This is a genomic window from Sinimarinibacterium thermocellulolyticum (genome assembly GCF_040327995.1).
Taxonomy (GTDB): Bacteria; Pseudomonadota; Gammaproteobacteria; order Nevskiales; family Nevskiaceae; genus Solimonas; species Solimonas thermocellulolyticum.
Genome location: NZ_JBEPIJ010000004.1, coordinates 211,756 through 228,246, shown reverse-complemented (window position 1 = coordinate 228,246; position 16,491 = coordinate 211,756). Strand labels below are relative to the sequence as shown.

Genomic DNA, 16,491 nt, shown 5'->3' with positions numbered 1-16,491 from the left:
GGGGGTTTCGTTCGATGCTCGACGTCCGTCGGAGGCATCTGGCCGATCAGTGGAACTGTTCCTCCTCGGTGGAGCCGGTCAGCGCCTTGACGCTGGAGCTGCCGCCCTGGATCACGGTGGTGACGTCGTCGAAGTAGCCGGCGCCAACCTCCTGCTGGTGCGAAACGAAGGTGTAGCCCTGCTCGCGCGCCTTGAACTCCGGCTCCTGCACCATCTCCACGTAGTGCTTCATGCCCTCGCCACGCGCATAGTTGTACGCGAACTGGAAGGTGTTGTACCAGTTGATGTGGATGCCGGCGAGCGTGATGAACTGGTACTTGTAGCCAAGCTTTGACAGCTCGTCCTGGAACTTGGCGATGGTCTTGTCGTCGAGGTTCTTCTTCCAGTTGAACGACGGCGAGCAGTTGTAGGCGAGCAGCTTGCCCGGGCACTTGGCATGGACCGCCTGCGCGAATTCGCGGGCGAAGCCCAGATCCGGCGTGCCGGTCTCGCACCAGACGAGGTCCGCGTAGGGCGCGTAGGCGACGCCGCGCGAGATGGCCTGCTCGAGGCCGTTCTTGACGCGATAGAAACCCTCGGACGTGCGTTCGCCGGTGATGAACGGCTTGTCATTGGGGTCGTGGTCCGAGGTCAGCAGGTTGGCGGCCTCGGCGTCGGTGCGTGCGAGCACGATGGTCGGCACGCCCATCACGTCGGCGGCGAAGCGCGCGGCGATGAGCTTTTCGATCGCTTCCTGCGTCGGCACCAACACCTTGCCCCCCATGTGGCCGCACTTCTTCACGGCTGCGAGCTGGTCTTCGAAGTGCACGCCGGCCGCACCGGCGGCGATCATGTTCTTCATCAGCTCGAAAGCGTTGAGCACGCCGCCGAAGCCGGCCTCGGCGTCGGCCACGATCGGCAGGAAGTAGTCGATGAAGTCCTTGTCGCCGGGGCCGATGCCGCGCGACCACTGGATCTCGTCGGCACGCTTGAAAGTGTTGTTGATGCGGCGGACCATGGTCGGCACCGAGTCATAGGCGTAGAGCGACTGGTCCGGGTACATGGTCTCGGAGGTGTTGCCGTCGGCGGCGACCTGCCAGCCAGAGAGATACACGGCCTCGAGGCCGGCCTTGGCCTGCTGCATGGCCTGACCGGCGGTGATCGCGCCGAAGGCGTTTACATAGCCCTTCTTGGCCTCGCCGTTGACGAGGCGCCAGAGCTTTTCCGCGCCGCGCTTGGCCAGCGTGTACTCGATCTGCAGGGAGCCCCGGAGGCGGACCACGTCGGCGGCGGTGTAGCCGCGCTTGACGTTCTTCCAGCGGGGGTTCTCCGCCCAATCCTTTTCCAGGGCCTTGATCTGCTCGTCACGGGTGGTCATCTGCAACAGTCCTCTCGGGTCAAAGAAACCGAACTCCGGCTCGTCGAAACTGAGCCTCGCGGCAGCTGTCCGCACGCTGCGTGCGAGCCGGGACCGGACGCCGACGCAGGGGTATGCCGTAAGGGGCCGCGATTATAGCGGCAATCATTTTGCAGCGCACAAGCACGCAGTCGGATTTGCCCACTGCTGCAGATGCCATTGACACACAGGGCTGACGTGTTCTGTCGCGGACATGAAAACGGGGCGCCAGCAATCGCGCCCCGTCGTGTCTGCCGCGGTCGGCCCTCAGTCGAGGTACTCGTACGCAGGCAAGGTCAAAAAGTCCGCGCACTGCGCGGCCGTGGACATGCGCGCAAAGATGCCCGCGGCCTCGGCGAACCGGCCCTTGTAGAAGCGTTCGTCGCCGAGCGCCTTGCGCACCGTCGCCAGTTCCTCGTCGATCATACGCAGCACCAATTCGCGCGTGACGGTGCGGCCATCGGCCATCGTGACGCCGTACTTGACCCACTGCCACACCTGCACACGCGAGATCTCGGCCGTCGCGGCATCCTCCATCAGATTGTGTAGCGGGACGCAGCCGTTGCCGCTGATCCACGCCTCGATGTACTGGATGCCCACGTTGATGTTGTTGCGTAGACCGTCCTCGGTGATTTGGCCTTCCGGCAGTTCGAGCAGGTCCTTGGCCTTGATCTTGTAGTCGAACTGCTTGTGGACCTGATTGGGCGTGGGCATGTGCTCGTCGAACACCTTTATCGCCACCGGTACCAGGCCCGGATGCGCGACCCAGGTGCCGTCATGCCCGTTTTTGACCTCGCGCAGCTTGTCGGCAGCGACCTTGGCGAACACCTGCTCGTTCTTGGCCGGATCGTTCTTGATCGGGATGAATGCGGCCATGCCGCCCATCGCCTGTGCGCCGCGCTTGTGCGTGGTTTCACACAGCAGCTTGGAATAGCTGTCGAGGAAGTGGCGATCCATGCCGACGCTATGGCGGTCCGGAATGATGCGGTCGGGATGATTCCGGTAGGTCTTGATGAAGCTGAAGATGTAGTCCCAGCGGCCGCAGTTGAGCGCGACGATGTGGTTGCGCAGCTCGTAGAGGATCTCGTCCATCTCGAACGCGGCCCAGATCGTCTCGATCAGCACGGTGGCCTTGATCGTTTTTTGCGGGATCTTCAGCAGGTCCTGCGCGTCCTTGAAGATGCTGTTCCACAACCGGGCTTCGAGATGCGACTGCATCTTCGGCAGGTAGAAGTACGGGCCGGTCCCGCGCTTGAGCTGTTCCTTGGCATTGTGGAAGAAGAACAGTGCGAAGTCGACGATGCCGCCGGGCGCCGGCTCACCGTCGATCAAGATGTGCTTCTCCAGCAGATGCCAGCCGCGCGGACGCACGATCAGCGTGGCGATGTCCTTGTTGAGCTTGTATTCCTTGCCGGCCTCGTTGGTGAAACTGATCTTGCGGCGCACCGCATCGAACAGGTTGACCTGCCCGTCCATCATCAGATCCCAGGTCGGCGCGGCCGAATCCTCGAAGTCCGCCATGAAGCATTTGGCGCCCGAGTTCAGGGCGTTGATGATCATCTTGCGGTCGACCGGTCCGGTGATTTCGACGCGACGGTCCATGAGGTCGGCCGGAATGCCGGCGATCTTCCACTTGCCCTCACGGATCTTCGCCGTTTCCTTGAGAAAGCCGAGCTTGAGCTTGCCGGCGTCGACCGCGGCCTGGCGCTCGGCGCGATAGGCCATCAGCTTGTCGCGCGTCGGGCCGTGTTTGCGCACCAGCGTCGCCAGGAACTTCAAGGCTTCCGGCGTCAGGATTTTCTTGTAGGCCGGCTTGATCGCGCCAAGGATCTCGACGCCTTTGACTCCGCTCATCATTGGGACCTCTCGTCGGTTTGAACCAAAAAGCGGCGCGGACTTTAGCCGGTTTCTCCGCTCGCGGCCACGCTTGGCGCAGGCTCAGCCGTGGATCGGGGCATCGCTGACGACGATGCCATCGGCATCCGCGTACAGCCAGGCGCCGGGCCGGAAGGTGACCCCCGCGAAACTCACCGTCTTGTCCTGCACCGCAGAATGCAAGCCTTTTTCCGACTTGCGCGGATGGGTGCCCAGCGCCTTGATGCCGATCGCCTGTTCGGCCAGTTCATCGGCATCGCGTACGTAGCCAAAGACCACGATACCGGCCCAGCCGTTGTCGACGGCGAGCTGGCCGAGGTTGCCGCCGACCAGCGCGCAGCGGTTCGAGCCGCCGCCGTCGACGACCAGCACTCTGCCCTCGCCCGGCGTCTCCAACGTCGCGCGCACCAGCGCGTTGTCCTCGAACACCTTGAGCGTCTTGATCGGTCCGTGAAAATCGGTCAGCCCGCCAAAATCACCGAAGATCGGCTCGGCCACCTGGGCTTCGGGATGAGCATCGGAGAGATCGGTCGTCGCGTAGGTCATGGATTTGCCGGGAATCGGGAACTGCGGAATCGGGAATCGTCGGGCACGGTCACCAGCCGGGGCGGCGCGCGAGCACCGGCGCGATCAGCGCCCACAGTGCAAGACCGATGAATGCGATCAGGGTCCAGCCCGGCAGCGAGATGCCGAGCCACTGTGCATCGATGACGGCGCAGTTGCCGTCGCCCTCAAGCACCAGGCGCACGACCTCCGTCAAGGGCATCATGTCCATCAGGTAGTCGAGCGTAGGTCCGCAGGCCGGAACCTGATCCTCGGGCAGCGACTGTAGCCAGACGTGGCGCGCGGCGATGCCGGCACCGATGCCCGAGACGGTGGCGGCCAACAGCGCATAGACCCAGCGGCCGAAACCACGGGGGCCGTGCAGGGCCGCGGCGAGAAAGACCAGGCCGGCGCCGATCATCGCCACGCGCTGGAAGATGCACATCGGGCACGGCTCGAAGCCGCGGAAATGCTCCAGGTACAGCGCAAAGGCCATGCCCAAGACGCAGGCCAGAAAGCCGAGCAAGGCGAGCGTGCGGAACGAAGCGATCATGCGAGCGCCACGGGAACGTTGCCGATGCGGCCGGCGATTTTCGCCTGCCAGGCTTTGGGCCCGGATTCGTGCACCGACTCGCCGCTCGCGTCGACGGCGACCGTCACCGGCATGTCCTGCACCTCGAACTCGTAGATCGCCTCCATGCCCAGATCCTCGAAGGCGACGACCCGCGCGCTGCGGATCGCCTTGGCGACGAGATAGGCCGCTCCGCCGACCGCCATCAGATAGGCGCTCCGATGCTTCTTGATCGCCTCGATCGCCACCGGACCGCGCTCGGCTTTGCCGATCATGGCGATCAGCCCGGTCTTGGCGAGCATCATCTCGGTGAACTTGTCCATGCGTGTCGCCGTCGTCGGACCGGCGGGACCGACGACCTCCCCCTTCACCGGATCGACCGGACCGACGTAGTAGATGACGCGGTTGGTGAAATCGACCGGTAGCTTCTCGCCTTGCGCCAGCATATCCTGAATGCGCTTGTGCGCGGCATCACGTCCGGTGAGCATCTTGCCGTTGAGCAGGAGGATCTGGCCCGGCTTCCAGCTTGCGACCTCGTCCCGGGTCAACGTGTCGAGATTGACGCGGGTTGCCGTCCTCGTATCGGCCTGCCAGGTCGCCTTCGGCCAGTCCTCGAGTCTGGGCGTCGGCAGTTCGGCCGGACCGGAACCGTCGAGTTCGAAGTGTACGTGACGCGTCGCCGCGCAGTTCGGGATCATCGCGACCGGCAAGTTCGCGGCGTGTGTCGGGTAGTCCAGCACCTTGACGTCGACCACCGTGGTCAGGCCGCCCAGGCCCTGCGCGCCGATGCCGAGGTTGTTGACCTTCTCGTAGAGCTCGATCCTCAGCTCCTCGGCACGGTTCTTGGCCCCGCGGGCCTTGAGTGCGTGGATGTCCACCGGCGCCATCAGCGCTTCCTTGGCCAGCAGCATGGCCTTTTCCGGCGTACCGCCGATGCCGATGCCGAGAATCCCCGGCGGACACCAGCCGGCGCCCATCGTCGGCACCGTCTTGAGCACCCAGTCGACGATCGAATCGCTCGGATTGAGCATCGCCATCTTGGCCTTGGCTTCCGAGCCGCCGCCCTTGGCAGCGCAGATCACCTCGACATGATCGCCCGGCACGATTTCATAGTGGATGACGGCCGGGGTGTTGTCGCGGGTGTTGATGCGCTTGCCGGCCGGATCGGCGAGCACCGAGGCGCGCAGCTTGTTGTCCGGATGGTTGTAGGCGCGGCGCACGCCCTCGTTGACCATGTCGGTGACCGAGAGCGCGGCGTCCCAGCGCACGTTCATGCCGACCTTGAGGAAGACCGTGGCGATGCCGGTGTCCTGGCAGATCGGCCGGTGACCTTCCGCGCTCATGCGCGAATTGGTCAGGATCTGTGCGATCGCGTCCTTGGCCGCGGGATTCTCTTCCCGCTCGTAGGCCTCGCCGAGGGCGCGGATGTAGTCCAGCGGGTGGTAGTAGCTGATGTACTGAAAGGCGTCGGCGATGGACTGGATGAAGTCGTCCTGGCGGATCGTAGTCATACGGCTGCGCGGCTCGGAGAGATCACCGGGCGCGCATCCTACCCGGTTTTGCGCCTCGCGGCCCGCGCCCAGGGGCGCCTCACGCCGCCGCGTAGAGGCGATGGCTGTGATGCTGGGCCGGCTCCCAGAGCGCGATGCCGCCCTCGATCGCCGCGGCCGGGATCAACGTGGTGGCGCCATTGGCCGCCGTTTCGACGAAAGCCGCCTCGATCACGCGCACCAGTGCGCGTACGTTGCCGTGCCAGCGGCATTCGCGGATGCGTCGCCAGGCCGCCTCGTCGATGCCCTCGGGCGCGGTCCAGGTCGTGCAGCTCGCACCCAAGCGCGCCAGCGTCGTCGCCACCACCGCGATCAGGTCTTCCTCGCGCTTGTACAACTCGGGCACTTCGAGCACGGCCGCGCCCAGGCGCGTGAACTCGTCGATGTTGACCGAGGCCTGCAGCGAGGCCCAGCTGCGGTTGGTGGCAAACAGCAGCGCGCAATCGAGCGGCTGCTTGGCCGAGGCGCCGAACGGCATGTATTGGCCGTTGTCGAGCGCCTCCATCAAGACTTCCATGACCGCACCGGTCACGCCGTGCGCCTCGTCGATGAAGCAGACGCCGTCGCGCGCCACCGTGAAGGCACCCAGCCGTGCGCCCGCGCCGGGAAAAGCGCCCATGACATGGCCGCAAAGCAGGGATTTGACGGCTGCCTTGTCGCCGGTGTTCTCGGCGGCGAGGTTCACCGACACGAAGCGCCCCTTGTTGCGGACCAGATAGTAAAAATACGCCAGCGAGGTCTTGCCGCTGCCGGGTCCGCCGAGCAGGTAGGCGCGCGAGATGCCGTTGCGGGCATACGCGCGGATACGGCCGACCAGCGACTGCAGTTCCGGACTGAAGACGAAGAAATTCTTGTGCGGAGAATCTTCGATTTCGGTCGATACCGGCATGCGGATCAGGTTGTCCTCGACGCCGTGACGCATACGCTCCGGCAGCTGGCGCAGTACGTCCTCGGTGTCGCGCGCCAGGATCAGGCGCAGGCCGACCAGACGCCCCTTGTGCGCGCGCGACTGCAGCCAGCGTCCGAGCGCGGCGAGCTGCTGGCCTTGCACGGCGACGATCAGCGTCGCCGCCGCACCCGCTTCGCGGGCAGCGAGTACGCGGTCGGCCAGCCGGTCGAGCGCCGCCGGCGGCACGAACAGACCCAGCGCGAACTCAGCATCCAGCGGCGCCGCCGATACCTCCGGCGGTGTCTGTTCGACGGCGCGCATCGCGACGCGGCATCCGATGGGCACCGCCTTCTGTAACAGATCCTGCCAGGCGGGATCGGCGAGCCCCCATTCGGTCGGCGCGTAGACCGCGAGAAACGGCACTGGGCGTTCGGCACCCTCGGCCTGCGGGTCCTGCGGTTTGCGGCGGGCGTTACGCCAGTTGAAGTCGAACATCGGTGGATCACCGTTCACGGGCTTCACCGCAACTTAAAGCAGCGTCCGCAGAATACGAATCCGGCGACCGACGGGCCGTAGGCCAACGCCGATCAACGGTGTCGGGCGCAGGCGGTCACGACCTGGGCCGCCCTGGCAGGCCGCCGCGCGTCAGCGCCCGCGGATCGAGCAAGCGCGCCAGTTCGCCGCGCGGCATGCCGGTCAGCTCCACCGCGACATCGAGTATCGGCCGCCCCTCGCGATACGCCTGCTTGGCGATCGCCGCGCCACGCTCGTACCCGATGACCGTATTCGCGGCCGTGATCAACACCGGATTGCGTGCCAGTTTCTCGCCGATGGCGCGTGTGTGCACGGTGAAGCCGGCGATCGCGCGGTCGGCGAGCAAGCGGGCGCCGGCGGACAACAGATGCAAGCTGTCGAGCAACCGGTCGGCGATCAGCGGCAGCATCACGTTGAGCTGGAAGTTGCCGGATTGCGCAGCGAGCGTGATCGCGGCGTCGTTGCCGATCACCGCTGCCGCGACCATGCACACCGATTCCGGAATCACCGGATTGACCTTGCCCGGCATGATCGACGAACCCGGTTGCAGCGCCGGCAGTTCGATCTCGCCGAGTCCGGCCAGCGGGCCGGAGTTCATCCAGCGCAGATCGTTGGCGATCTTCATCATTGCGCAGGCGGTAACCTTGAGTTGGCCCGAGAGTTCCGCCGCGGTGTCCTGGCTGGCGAGTGCCTCGAAATGGTTCTCGGCCGGGGCCAAGCGCACACCCAGGCGCCGCGACAACGCCCGGCAAGCCATGGCGGCGAAGCGTGGATGCGCGTTGACGCCAGTGCCGACCGCGGTGCCGCCGAGCGCGAGCCGTTGCAGACGCGGCGCGGTCGCTTGCAGACGCGCGAGCGCGTGACGGATCTGCTGTGCCCAACCCGACAGCTCCTGGTCGAAACGTAACGGCATCGCGTCCATCAGGTGCGTGCGGCCGGTTTTGGTCACGTGCCGCAGGCTGCGCCCCTTGCGCTCGATCGTCGTCGCCAAATGGTGCAGCGCCGGCAGCAACGACTCGCGCAGCGCGAGCAGGGCCGCAAGATGGATGGCGCTGGGGATGACATCGTTGGACGACTGGCTGCAGTTGACGTGATCGTTCGGATGCACCGCGCGCCCGAGCGTGCGGCTCGCCAGACGGGCGATCACCTCGTTGGCGTTCATGTTGCTCGACGTGCCCGAACCGGTCTGGAACACGTCCACCGGAAACTGATCATCGTGCGTACCTTCGGCCACTTCGAGCGCGGCCCTGGCGATGGCCTCGGCCATCGGCCGCTCGATCAGACCGAGCGCGGCGTTGGCATCGGCGGCTGCCGCCTTGATCAGTCCGAGCGCGCGGATGAACCTCGCCGGCATGCCGCGGCCGCTGACCGGGAAGTTCTCGATCGCGCGCTGCGTCTGTGCGCCCCAGAGCGCCTTCGTCGGCACCTGGATCAGGCCGAGCGTGTCACGCTCGGTGCGGTAGGCCGAGCCACGCGAGGGCCGGTTCGAAGTCGTATGGCGGTGTGTCATGTCGTGTCTTTCAGGGTCAGGCGAGATCGTAGGCGTACAATACGACCCCTGCCCGCGATGTGCCGGGCATCGTCTACCCCGCTTTTGCTCGACATGAATCTGACCTCGCTGTCCGCCATCTCCCCCGTCGACGGCCGTTACGCCGAAAAGACCGTCAAGCTGCGCGCGATCTTCAGCGAGTACGGACTGATGCGTTACCGCGTGCTCGCCGAGATCCGTTGGCTGGAGACGCTGGCGGCGCAACCGTCGATCACCGAGGTGGCCAAGCTCTCGGCCGCGGCGCGCGAAAAGCTCGACCGCATCGCCGAGAACTTCACGATCGAGGAGGCGCAGCGAGTCAAGGCGATCGAGGACACGACCAATCACGACGTCAAGGCCGTCGAGTACTACCTCAAGGAGCGCATCAGCTCGCATCCCGAGCTCGGCGGCATCAAAGAGTTCATTCACTTCGCCTGCACCTCCGAGGACATCAACAACCTCGCGCACGCGCTGATGCTCAAGGATGCGCGCGAACAGGTGCTGCTGCCGGCGATCGACCAGGTGATCAAGTCCATCCGCGGCCTGGCACACGCCTATGCCGAACAGCCGATGCTGTCGCGCACCCACGGCCAGCCGGCATCGCCGACGACGCTGGGCAAGGAGATGGCCGTGTTCGTGCACCGTTTGCGCCGTCAGCGCGAACAATTCGCGCAGGTGGCGATCCTCGGCAAGATGAACGGCGCAGTCGGCAACTGGAACGCGCACCTGGCGGCCTACCCGGACGTCGACTGGCCGGCGCTGACCCGGGAAGTCCTCACTTCGTTGGGCATCGAAGCCTCGCCGGCGACCACCCAGATCGAGCCGCACGACTACATCGCCGAGTACTTCCACGCGCTGTCGCGCATCAACACCATCCTGATCGACTTCTGCCGCGACATCTGGGGCTATATCTCGGTCGGCTACTTCCGTCAGAAGACAGTCGACGGTGAGGTCGGCAGCTCGACCATGCCGCACAAGGTCAATCCGATCGATTTCGAGAATGGCGAGGGCAACCTGGGGCTGTCCAACGCGGTACTGCAGCATCTCGCCGAGAAGCTGCCGATCTCGCGCTGGCAGCGCGATCTCACCGACTCGACCGTACTGCGTAACCTCGGCGTCGGTGCCGCCCATGCGCTGATCGCCTACCAGGCGATCGTCAAGGGGATCGGCAAGCTCGAAGCCGACGCCTGGCGCATGGGGCAAGACCTTGACCAGAATTGGGAAGTGCTCGGCGAGGCGATCCAGACGGTGATGCGCCGCTATGGTCTGCCCGAGCCCTACGAGCAGCTCAAGCGCCTGACGCGCGGACAGCGGATCGGCCGCGACGCGATCCGCGCGTTCGTCTCCGCGCTCGACCTGCCGGAAGCGGAGAAGCAGCGCCTGCTGCAGATGACGCCGGCGAGCTACATCGGCAACGCCGTCGATCAGGCCAAGGCGGTGTGAGGCGATGGACGAGCGCGGCCGTATGCCCGAAACCGTCAGCGGCCGCGCAGGCTACGCCGCCGCGCTGCAGCGCCTGATCGCGCAGGCGCGCTACGAGCTGGCGATACTCAGTCACGGCTTCGACGCGGCGATCTACGGCGACGAGGGCTTGGTCGAACGGATCAAACACTTCTGCCTCGCCCATGAGCGTGCGCGCGTTCGCGTGCTGGTGAACCAGCCGGCGCTGGCGATGCGCTCCGCGCATCGCTTCGTCGAGCTCGCGCGCAGGTTGCCCAGCCGCATCCAGTTCCGTCAACTCGACGAGGCCGATCTCGGTGTGGTCGAGGAATGGGTCATCGCCGACGGCCGCAGTCTGCTGCAGCGCGCCTCGCCGGAGGCGCTCCAGGCGCGCTACCACGCCGATGCACCGCTCGACGCGCGGCTGCGCCTCAAGGATTTCGACGACCTCTGGGCGCGCGGCGTGCCCGCGCGCGAGTTCAGCGAGCTGAAGATCTAGTTTTCCTCCGGCGCGATGACCTCGCGCGCACGGATCAGCGCGCGCACATCGTCGGGCACCGGCTGCGGCTTTTGCAGTTCGTAGTTGAACCACACCAGGACGCCGCGGCTGACCGCCACCGGCTTGCCGTCGACGAACATGCCGGCGAGCGTGTTCATGCTGCTACGCCCGATACGCGCGATGCGAAAGCCGATGTCGACCACCGCCGGGTGATGGAGCTGGGCGAGAAAATCACACTCGATGCGTGCAAGGATGAAGCCGCGCTCCTTCCAGAACGTTGGATCGCCGCGCATCAGCTCGCCGAAGTACTCGAGTCGCGCGCTCTCGTCGAACGAGAAGAAGCGCGCGTTGTTGACGTGGCCGAGCATGTCGAGATCCGACCAACGCGTCGGCACGCGGCAGGTGAAAGCGAAATCTTGCTGCGAAAGAGTCTGTTGCACGGCCGTCTTCTGCGAAACGCTGTGGTTCAAGTTTCTGCCCCTTGCTCACGGTTCAAGGCCGCTGCGAGTGCGGCCCGGCGCTGGGCGATGCGATCGAGGATGGCCCGCCGCTGCGCCGGTGTTGCCGCACCCCAGCACGTGATCTCGTCGATATGGCGCAGGCAGCCCGTGCACAGGCCGCGGGCGTCGAGCGTGCACACCTTGATGCACGGCGATGGCACATCGCCAAAATGTTCGGACGGCACGGGCTCGGACACGAAACGCTGCGTCATCGACGAAAAACGCGGCCATCTTACCGATGGCCGCGTCGGTGAGACGGCCTGCGCCCGCGCGCGGCGATTACTCGACGATCAGCTTGAACTCGACGCGACGGTTCTTGGCGCGGCCTTCGGCAGTCTCGTTCGAGTCAATCGGTTTGAACTCGCCGTAGCCCATCGCGACCAGGCGATCGGCGGCGACGCCACGCGCGATCAGGTACTGGCGCACCGCCTCGGCACGCTGCCTCGACAGGATGTCGTTGTAGGTATCGTTGCCGATGCTGTCGGTATGCCCGCCGATCTCGACCCGCAGGTTTGGCTGGCTCTTCAAGGAATCGGCGACGCCGTCGAGAATCTCCCGCGACTCCGGTGTGAGCACGGCGGAATCGTTCTCGAAGTTCACGCCGCGCAGTACCAGCGTCTGCGCGACCACGCAGCCAAGGGCATCGACCTGCGCCCCTGCCGGGGTTTCCGGACAGCGGTCGGCGTCGTTGGGGACACCGTCATTGTCGGCGTCGCTGCCCAGGTCCAGGGTGCAGCCGCGGGCGTCGACGACCGATCCGCTCGGCGTCGCCGGACACTCGTCGAGGCCGTCGAGCACGCCGTCGCGGTCGGAATCCAGGCCACAGTCGCTGCGGCCGGTGATCGGATCGACGACGGCGATCGCGCACTCGTCGGCTGGTGGTACCACCGGCGCCGACGTCGGAAACAGGAAGCTCAGCGGCAACTGCAGGCCAAGCCCGAGACGATAGTCGATCAGCCGGTCTTCACCCTGGACCGAGTCGTCGTTGTCCTGCGCCAGCACACGTGCCTCGAAACGCGCGGCGAGATCGTGCCAGTTCAGCGGTATCAGCAAGCCGCCGCCGAGGTTGATGCCGAAGTGCTCGTGCTCGTCGCCGCGCACGTCTTCTTGCACGACACCCAGACCGGCGAGCACGAAAGGCTTGAAGCGCGCCTTGGTGGAGGCATCGCTGCCCCAGCCGTACAGGCCGAAGTCATAGACCAGGTCGACCATCAGGCCGCGCTGGTAGTCCGGGTTGCCGTCGATGTCGCGATCACGGCGCAACGCGTGGAACAGACCCTCGATCGACAGATTGTCGTAGCCGTACTTGCCGAGCGGCCAGCCGAGACGGACCTCGAAACCGTCACCATTGTCCGAGTCGCGACTGTCGTCGCCGAACTCGTGCAGGTAGCCCGTACCCAGATACGGAATGCCGTCATCCGTCACGGCCACCGCGGGTGAAACGCCAGACCACAGCAGCGCGGCCGCGGCTGCCGGAATCAGCATCTTGCGCATCGTCTGACCCCCAAGGAAATGTTCGAAGTTATTGCGGCGGCACTGTACTGGATTCGGCGTGAAACCGGCAACCGCATCAGGTCGACAAGGCAGCAGCGCATTCGCCGATCAGCGCCGGTCCGCGGTAGATGAAGCCGGTATAGATCTGCACCAGGTCGGCGCCGGCCGCGCGCTTGGCCTTGGCGTCGGCGCCGCTATGGATGCCGCCGACACCGATCAGCGGAAAATCGGCGCCCACGCGCATGCGCAGCTTGCGCAGGGTTTCGTCGGCCAATGCTCGTAGCGGCGCACCGGACAGCCCGCCGGTCTCGTCCGCCAGCGGCAGGCCCTCGCAGCCCGGACGGCAGATGGTCGTGTTGGTCGCGATCAGCCCGTCGATGCCGCATTCGCGCGCCGCCAGCGCGATGCCGTCGAGTTGTGCATCGGAGACATCGGGTGCGATCTTGACCAGGATCGGCGTGTACTTACCGTGCCGTTGGGCGAGCGCGCGCCCTTGCGCGCTCAAGCGCGTGAGCAAGCCGCGTAGGTGCGATTCGTTCTGCAGGTCGCGCAGGTTCTTCGTGTTCGGCGATGAAATGTTCAGCGTCACGTACGAGGCCGTCGCGTAAACGCGGCGCAGACCGTGCAGGTAGTCGTCCTCTGCCCGCTCGATCGGCGTGTCGACGTTCTTGCCGATGTTGATGCCGAGTACGCCCTGATAGCCGGATTCGGCGACGCATCGCAGCAGATGGTCCACCCCCTTGTTGTTGAAGCCCAGCCGGTTGATCAGCGCCTCTTGCGTCGGCAGGCGGAACAGGCGCGGTTTCGGATTGCCCGGCTGCGGCCGCGGTGTCACCGTGCCGACTTCGACGAAGCCGAAACCCAGCGCCTGCCAGGCGCGCAGGCATTCGCCGTTCTTGTCGAGTCCGGCGGCGAGGCCGACGCGGTTGCGAAAGCGCAGTCCGAGCAGTTCGACCGGTGCGTCGACCACGGGGCCGCGAAACGGCGCGGTCGCCAGTGCCGGCAAGCGCCTGAACAGGCCGAGGGTCAGTTCGTGCGCGTGCTCGGCGTCGAGCCGGAACAGCGCTGCGCGGGCGGCGCGATAGAGCGATTCCATGGCTTTAGTGCAACGGTAGGGCCGCCCGGTGCGGACGCAGCACACGCGGAAGCATGCGTGCCGCGCGGCGCCGCAGCAGGCCGAGTTCTTCGTGTAAGCGGTCCTGGGTCAGCGTCACCGGCAGGCGCAGCAGGCTGCGCAGCAGATCGGCGGCCAGCCGGCGCTTGGGGTCGTTCTCGTACAGCGAACCGAAGGAGCCGGCGGCGGCGAACAGCGCCCGCGACAGATGCAGATAGTCGCGCTTGATCACCAGGCCGGTCTGCTGTGTGTTCGACAACAGATGCAGCACCGTCTGGCCGCGCGCGTGCAGACCATCGAAGCCACCGCGCCTGAGCTCGGAGACGAAGTTGCGCCGCGTCAGCGGCGCGACGCCCTTCTTGCGCAGGGTTTCGTCGAGTGCCGCCTTGATTTCCGCACGTCGGGCGGCGTTGGCCTCGGGCTGGGTGCTCACGCGGATCAGCGCCTCAGTGAGCAGCTCGGTGTCGGCGGTGACCGCGGCGGCGAGATAGTCCCAGACCGCGCCCCACTTGCCATCGAGCCCGACGACGTTGCCCCAGTCGATCAAATAGAGCGTGCCGTCGCGATCGACCATGATGTTGCCCGGGTGTAGATCGCCGTGGATCTCCTGGTGCACGAACACGTGGTGCAGCAATGTGTACAACAGGCGCTCGCAGACCTCACGCTGGAAGCGGCGTCGCTCGGACGCGCTCATGCCGGCCAGCGCGCGCGTCAGGCTCGCGGCATCCGACAGGTACTCCATCTCGATGATGCGTCGCGAATGGCCGTAGAGCTGCGGCACGCGCCACATCCTCGAACGCAGGCTGCGCTGTTCGAAGCGCAGGTGATTTGCGGCTTCGGCATCGAAGTCGAGCTCGGCCATGAAGCCGGCGACGAACTCGTCGACTTGCTCCTGCATCGCGCGCAGGAACGGCGTCAGTTTCGAGTGCGGCGCCCAGTACTGCGAGGACATGATCGCCAGGCCGAGTACGAGCTTGCCGATCGCGAACTCGCGGTCGATGTTCTGACGGCCGACCTTGATGACCACCGGCCGCAGCACCTCGCGGCCGTCCTCGACGAAGGGCTTCTTGGCGAAGTACACCGAGCCGATCGAACCGGACTTGACCGGCTTGGCCGGATCGAAGTCGAGATAGAGCTTGTGCGGCGGCTTGCCAAAGCTCTCGACGAAAGCCTGCACCACCTCGTCCTCGCTCATCGGCGGCACGTCTTCGTGGAACACGGCCAGCTCACGCGCGATTTCCTCGGGCAGGAAGTCGGCGTTCGCGGCGGCGACCTGGGCCATCTTGACGAAGAACGGCCCGAACTCGCGCACCATGCTCGCGACGATCTGCGCCTGCGTCTTGAAGTCTTTGGGATCGGTCTGGAAGAACGGCTTGATGTAGCGCAGCGCGCGGATCTGTCTGCGCACGATCAGCACGTCGCCGCGGATCAATGCGGCCCGGCGCAGGATCTCCTGCAACTGCCAGGCGTTGAAGCGACGCCCGGCCTTGAGGATGTTGATCAGCTCGACCAGTAGCGGCTCGTAGGTGCGGATCACCAGCCGCACCATGTCCAGACTCAGCTCGCCCAGCCCTTTGAGCTCGGGCGACGCGAACAGCTCCTCGAAGAACTGCCAGAACTCCTCGACGATCTGCTCGGGCACCTGCATCGGCGAGCGCGCGACCGCCTGGTCGACCACGAAGCGGATCAGGTCCTCGGTCGACTGTTCATTGGGAATCAGGCGACGCGCACGCAAGTAGCGGGTCAGCCGCTCGGTTTGGCGCAGCAGTGGGTGCCGGTACAGACCCTCGAAGGCGCGATCGATCGCCTGCGCGAGCTCGTCACGGGTCACGTCGTTTTCGGAGGCGAGCAGGCGCAGCAGGGGCACGAACCCCTGCGACAACCGATAGGTCGACCTCGTCAGCGCGCCGAGCTCGCGCAACAAGCCGGTCTGCGACGGCGATGGCGACGGGCGCATCATCAGGGCAGCGTCAACCAATGCCCGAGCTTGGCCGCTTTGGCCGCGAGGTATTTCTCGTTGTGGGGGTTGCGGCCGGTCTCGACGGCGACGCGTTCGACGACCTCGATGCCATCGGCGCGCAGGGCGTCGAGCTTGCGCGGGTTGTTGGTCATCAGGCGGATGCGGTGCAGGCCAAGCCTGCGCAGCAACTGCACGGCCAGGCTGTACTCGCGGGCGTCGGCGGGAAAGCCGAGCTGGTGATTGGCCTCGACGGTATCGGCACCGCGATCCTGCAAGGCATACGCGCGGATCTTGTTGCCGAGACCAATACCCCGCCCTTCCTGGCGCAGGTACAGCACCGCACCGCGCCCCTCGGCCGCGATCTGCGCGAGCGCCGATTCGAGCTGTGCGCCGCAGTCGCAGCGCTGCGAGAACAGCGCATCGCCGGTCAGGCATTCGGAGTGCACGCGCACCAGCGGTGGCTCGCCGGTGAGTTCGCCGAGCGACAGCACGACGTGCTCCTTGCCATCGGCACTGCGATAGACGCCGATGCGGAACTCGGCGTGCCGCGTCGGCAGTGCCGACTCGGCGATCAGCTCCAGATCGGCATCGGCGTCGGAGGTGGGGGTGGACACGGCGT

15 protein-coding genes are annotated in these 16,491 nt (G+C 65.9%); 2 read left to right on the top strand and 13 right to left on the bottom strand.

What is annotated here, in order from left to right:
- Positions 1-46: 46 nt before the first annotated feature.
- From aceA to ABSH63_RS05585, 7 genes are all read right to left on the bottom strand, one after another.
- Positions 47-1,357, bottom strand: coding sequence for an isocitrate lyase (aceA, locus tag ABSH63_RS05615; protein WP_352888211.1), 1,311 nt, complete (start codon positions 1,355-1,357; stop codon positions 47-49).
- Between the two features lie 285 nt (positions 1,358-1,642).
- The gene (gene aceB / locus ABSH63_RS05610; RefSeq protein WP_352888209.1) at positions 1,643-3,229 is read right to left on the bottom strand and encodes a malate synthase A; all 1,587 of its coding nucleotides are present in this window, start codon (positions 3,227-3,229) and stop codon (positions 1,643-1,645) included.
- Positions 3,230-3,313: 84 nt separating this feature from the next.
- Positions 3,314-3,796, bottom strand: a complete 483-nt coding sequence (rraA, locus tag ABSH63_RS05605) for a ribonuclease E activity regulator RraA (protein WP_352888207.1) — start codon at positions 3,794-3,796, stop codon at positions 3,314-3,316.
- Positions 3,797-3,845: 49 nt separating this feature from the next.
- The gene (locus tag ABSH63_RS05600; protein WP_352888205.1) at positions 3,846-4,346 is read right to left on the bottom strand and encodes a disulfide bond formation protein B; all 501 of its coding nucleotides are present in this window, start codon (positions 4,344-4,346) and stop codon (positions 3,846-3,848) included.
- Positions 4,343-5,875, bottom strand: coding sequence for a fumarate hydratase (locus ABSH63_RS05595; protein ID WP_352888203.1), 1,533 nt, complete (start codon positions 5,873-5,875; stop codon positions 4,343-4,345). The genes ABSH63_RS05600 and ABSH63_RS05595 overlap by 4 nt, the downstream gene beginning before the upstream one ends.
- A 79-nt stretch (positions 5,876-5,954) precedes the next feature.
- Positions 5,955-7,316 carry a sigma 54-interacting transcriptional regulator gene (locus ABSH63_RS05590; protein WP_352888201.1) on the bottom strand — a complete coding sequence of 454 codons (1,362 nt, stop codon included), beginning with the start codon at positions 7,314-7,316 and terminating at the stop codon, positions 5,955-5,957.
- Positions 7,317-7,413: 97 nt separating this feature from the next.
- Positions 7,414-8,847 (bottom strand): class II fumarate hydratase, encoded by a 1,434-nt coding sequence (locus tag ABSH63_RS05585; protein WP_352888199.1) that lies wholly within the window; start codon positions 8,845-8,847, stop codon positions 7,414-7,416.
- Between the two features lie 93 nt (positions 8,848-8,940).
- On the opposite strand from ABSH63_RS05585, the gene purB reads away from it, so the two are divergent.
- Both purB and ABSH63_RS05575 read left to right on the top strand, forming a co-directional pair.
- Entirely contained in the window at positions 8,941-10,308 is a 1,368-nt protein-coding gene (gene purB / locus ABSH63_RS05580; protein ID WP_352888197.1) for an adenylosuccinate lyase, read from the top strand.
- Between the two features lie 22 nt (positions 10,309-10,330).
- Positions 10,331-10,804, top strand: coding sequence for a DUF7931 domain-containing protein (locus ABSH63_RS05575; RefSeq protein ID WP_352888195.1), 474 nt, complete (start codon positions 10,331-10,333; stop codon positions 10,802-10,804).
- On the opposite strand, the gene ABSH63_RS05570 is transcribed toward ABSH63_RS05575, so the two are convergent.
- The 6 genes from ABSH63_RS05570 to ribA form a co-directional block, all read right to left on the bottom strand.
- A complete protein-coding gene (locus ABSH63_RS05570) occupies positions 10,801-11,244 on the bottom strand; it encodes an acyl-CoA thioesterase (RefSeq protein ID WP_352888192.1) in 444 nt (147 codons plus the stop codon). The genes ABSH63_RS05575 and ABSH63_RS05570 overlap by 4 nt on opposite strands.
- A 26-nt stretch (positions 11,245-11,270) precedes the next feature.
- On the bottom strand, positions 11,271-11,516 hold the full coding sequence (locus ABSH63_RS05565; RefSeq protein WP_352888189.1) for a DUF1289 domain-containing protein: 246 nt from the start codon (positions 11,514-11,516) through the stop codon (positions 11,271-11,273).
- A gap of 67 nt (positions 11,517-11,583) precedes the next feature.
- Entirely contained in the window at positions 11,584-12,798 is a 1,215-nt protein-coding gene (locus tag ABSH63_RS05560) for an OmpA family protein (protein ID WP_352888186.1), read from the bottom strand.
- A gap of 76 nt (positions 12,799-12,874) precedes the next feature.
- Entirely contained in the window at positions 12,875-13,894 is a 1,020-nt protein-coding gene (locus ABSH63_RS05555) for a quinone-dependent dihydroorotate dehydrogenase (protein WP_352888183.1), read from the bottom strand.
- Positions 13,895-13,898: 4 nt separating this feature from the next.
- Entirely contained in the window at positions 13,899-15,869 is a 1,971-nt protein-coding gene (locus ABSH63_RS05550; RefSeq protein ID WP_352888181.1) for an ABC1 kinase family protein, read from the bottom strand.
- A gap of 2 nt (positions 15,870-15,871) precedes the next feature.
- Positions 15,872-16,486 (bottom strand): GTP cyclohydrolase II, encoded by a 615-nt coding sequence (ribA, locus tag ABSH63_RS05545; protein ID WP_434223248.1) that lies wholly within the window; start codon positions 16,484-16,486, stop codon positions 15,872-15,874.
- Between the last annotated feature and the right edge of the window lie 5 nt (positions 16,487-16,491).

Excerpts from the sequence above, each read along its gene's own strand:
- ABSH63_RS05555 (WP_352888183.1), bottom strand. The coding sequence starts at position 13,894 with ATGGAATCGCTCTATCGCGCCGCCCGCGCAGCGCTGTTCCGGCTCGAC.
- ABSH63_RS05585 (WP_352888199.1), bottom strand. The coding sequence starts at position 8,847 with ATGACACACCGCCATACGACTTCGAACCGGCCCTCGCGTGGCTCGGCC.
- aceA (WP_352888211.1), bottom strand. The coding sequence starts at position 1,357 with ATGACCACCCGTGACGAGCAGATCAAGGCCCTGGAAAAGGATTGGGCG.
- ABSH63_RS05550 (WP_352888181.1), bottom strand. The coding sequence starts at position 15,869 with ATGCGCCCGTCGCCATCGCCGTCGCAGACCGGCTTGTTGCGCGAGCTC.
- purB (WP_352888197.1), top strand. The coding sequence starts at position 8,941 with ATGAATCTGACCTCGCTGTCCGCCATCTCCCCCGTCGACGGCCGTTAC.
- rraA (WP_352888207.1), bottom strand. The coding sequence starts at position 3,796 with ATGACCTACGCGACGACCGATCTCTCCGATGCTCATCCCGAAGCCCAG.
- ABSH63_RS05595 (WP_352888203.1), bottom strand. The coding sequence starts at position 5,875 with ATGACTACGATCCGCCAGGACGACTTCATCCAGTCCATCGCCGACGCC.
- ABSH63_RS05575 (WP_352888195.1), top strand. The coding sequence starts at position 10,331 with ATGCCCGAAACCGTCAGCGGCCGCGCAGGCTACGCCGCCGCGCTGCAG.
- ABSH63_RS05565 (WP_352888189.1), bottom strand. The coding sequence starts at position 11,516 with ATGACGCAGCGTTTCGTGTCCGAGCCCGTGCCGTCCGAACATTTTGGC.
- aceB (WP_352888209.1), bottom strand. The coding sequence starts at position 3,229 with ATGAGCGGAGTCAAAGGCGTCGAGATCCTTGGCGCGATCAAGCCGGCC.
- ABSH63_RS05560 (WP_352888186.1), bottom strand. The coding sequence starts at position 12,798 with ATGCGCAAGATGCTGATTCCGGCAGCCGCGGCCGCGCTGCTGTGGTCT.
- ABSH63_RS05600 (WP_352888205.1), bottom strand. The coding sequence starts at position 4,346 with ATGATCGCTTCGTTCCGCACGCTCGCCTTGCTCGGCTTTCTGGCCTGC.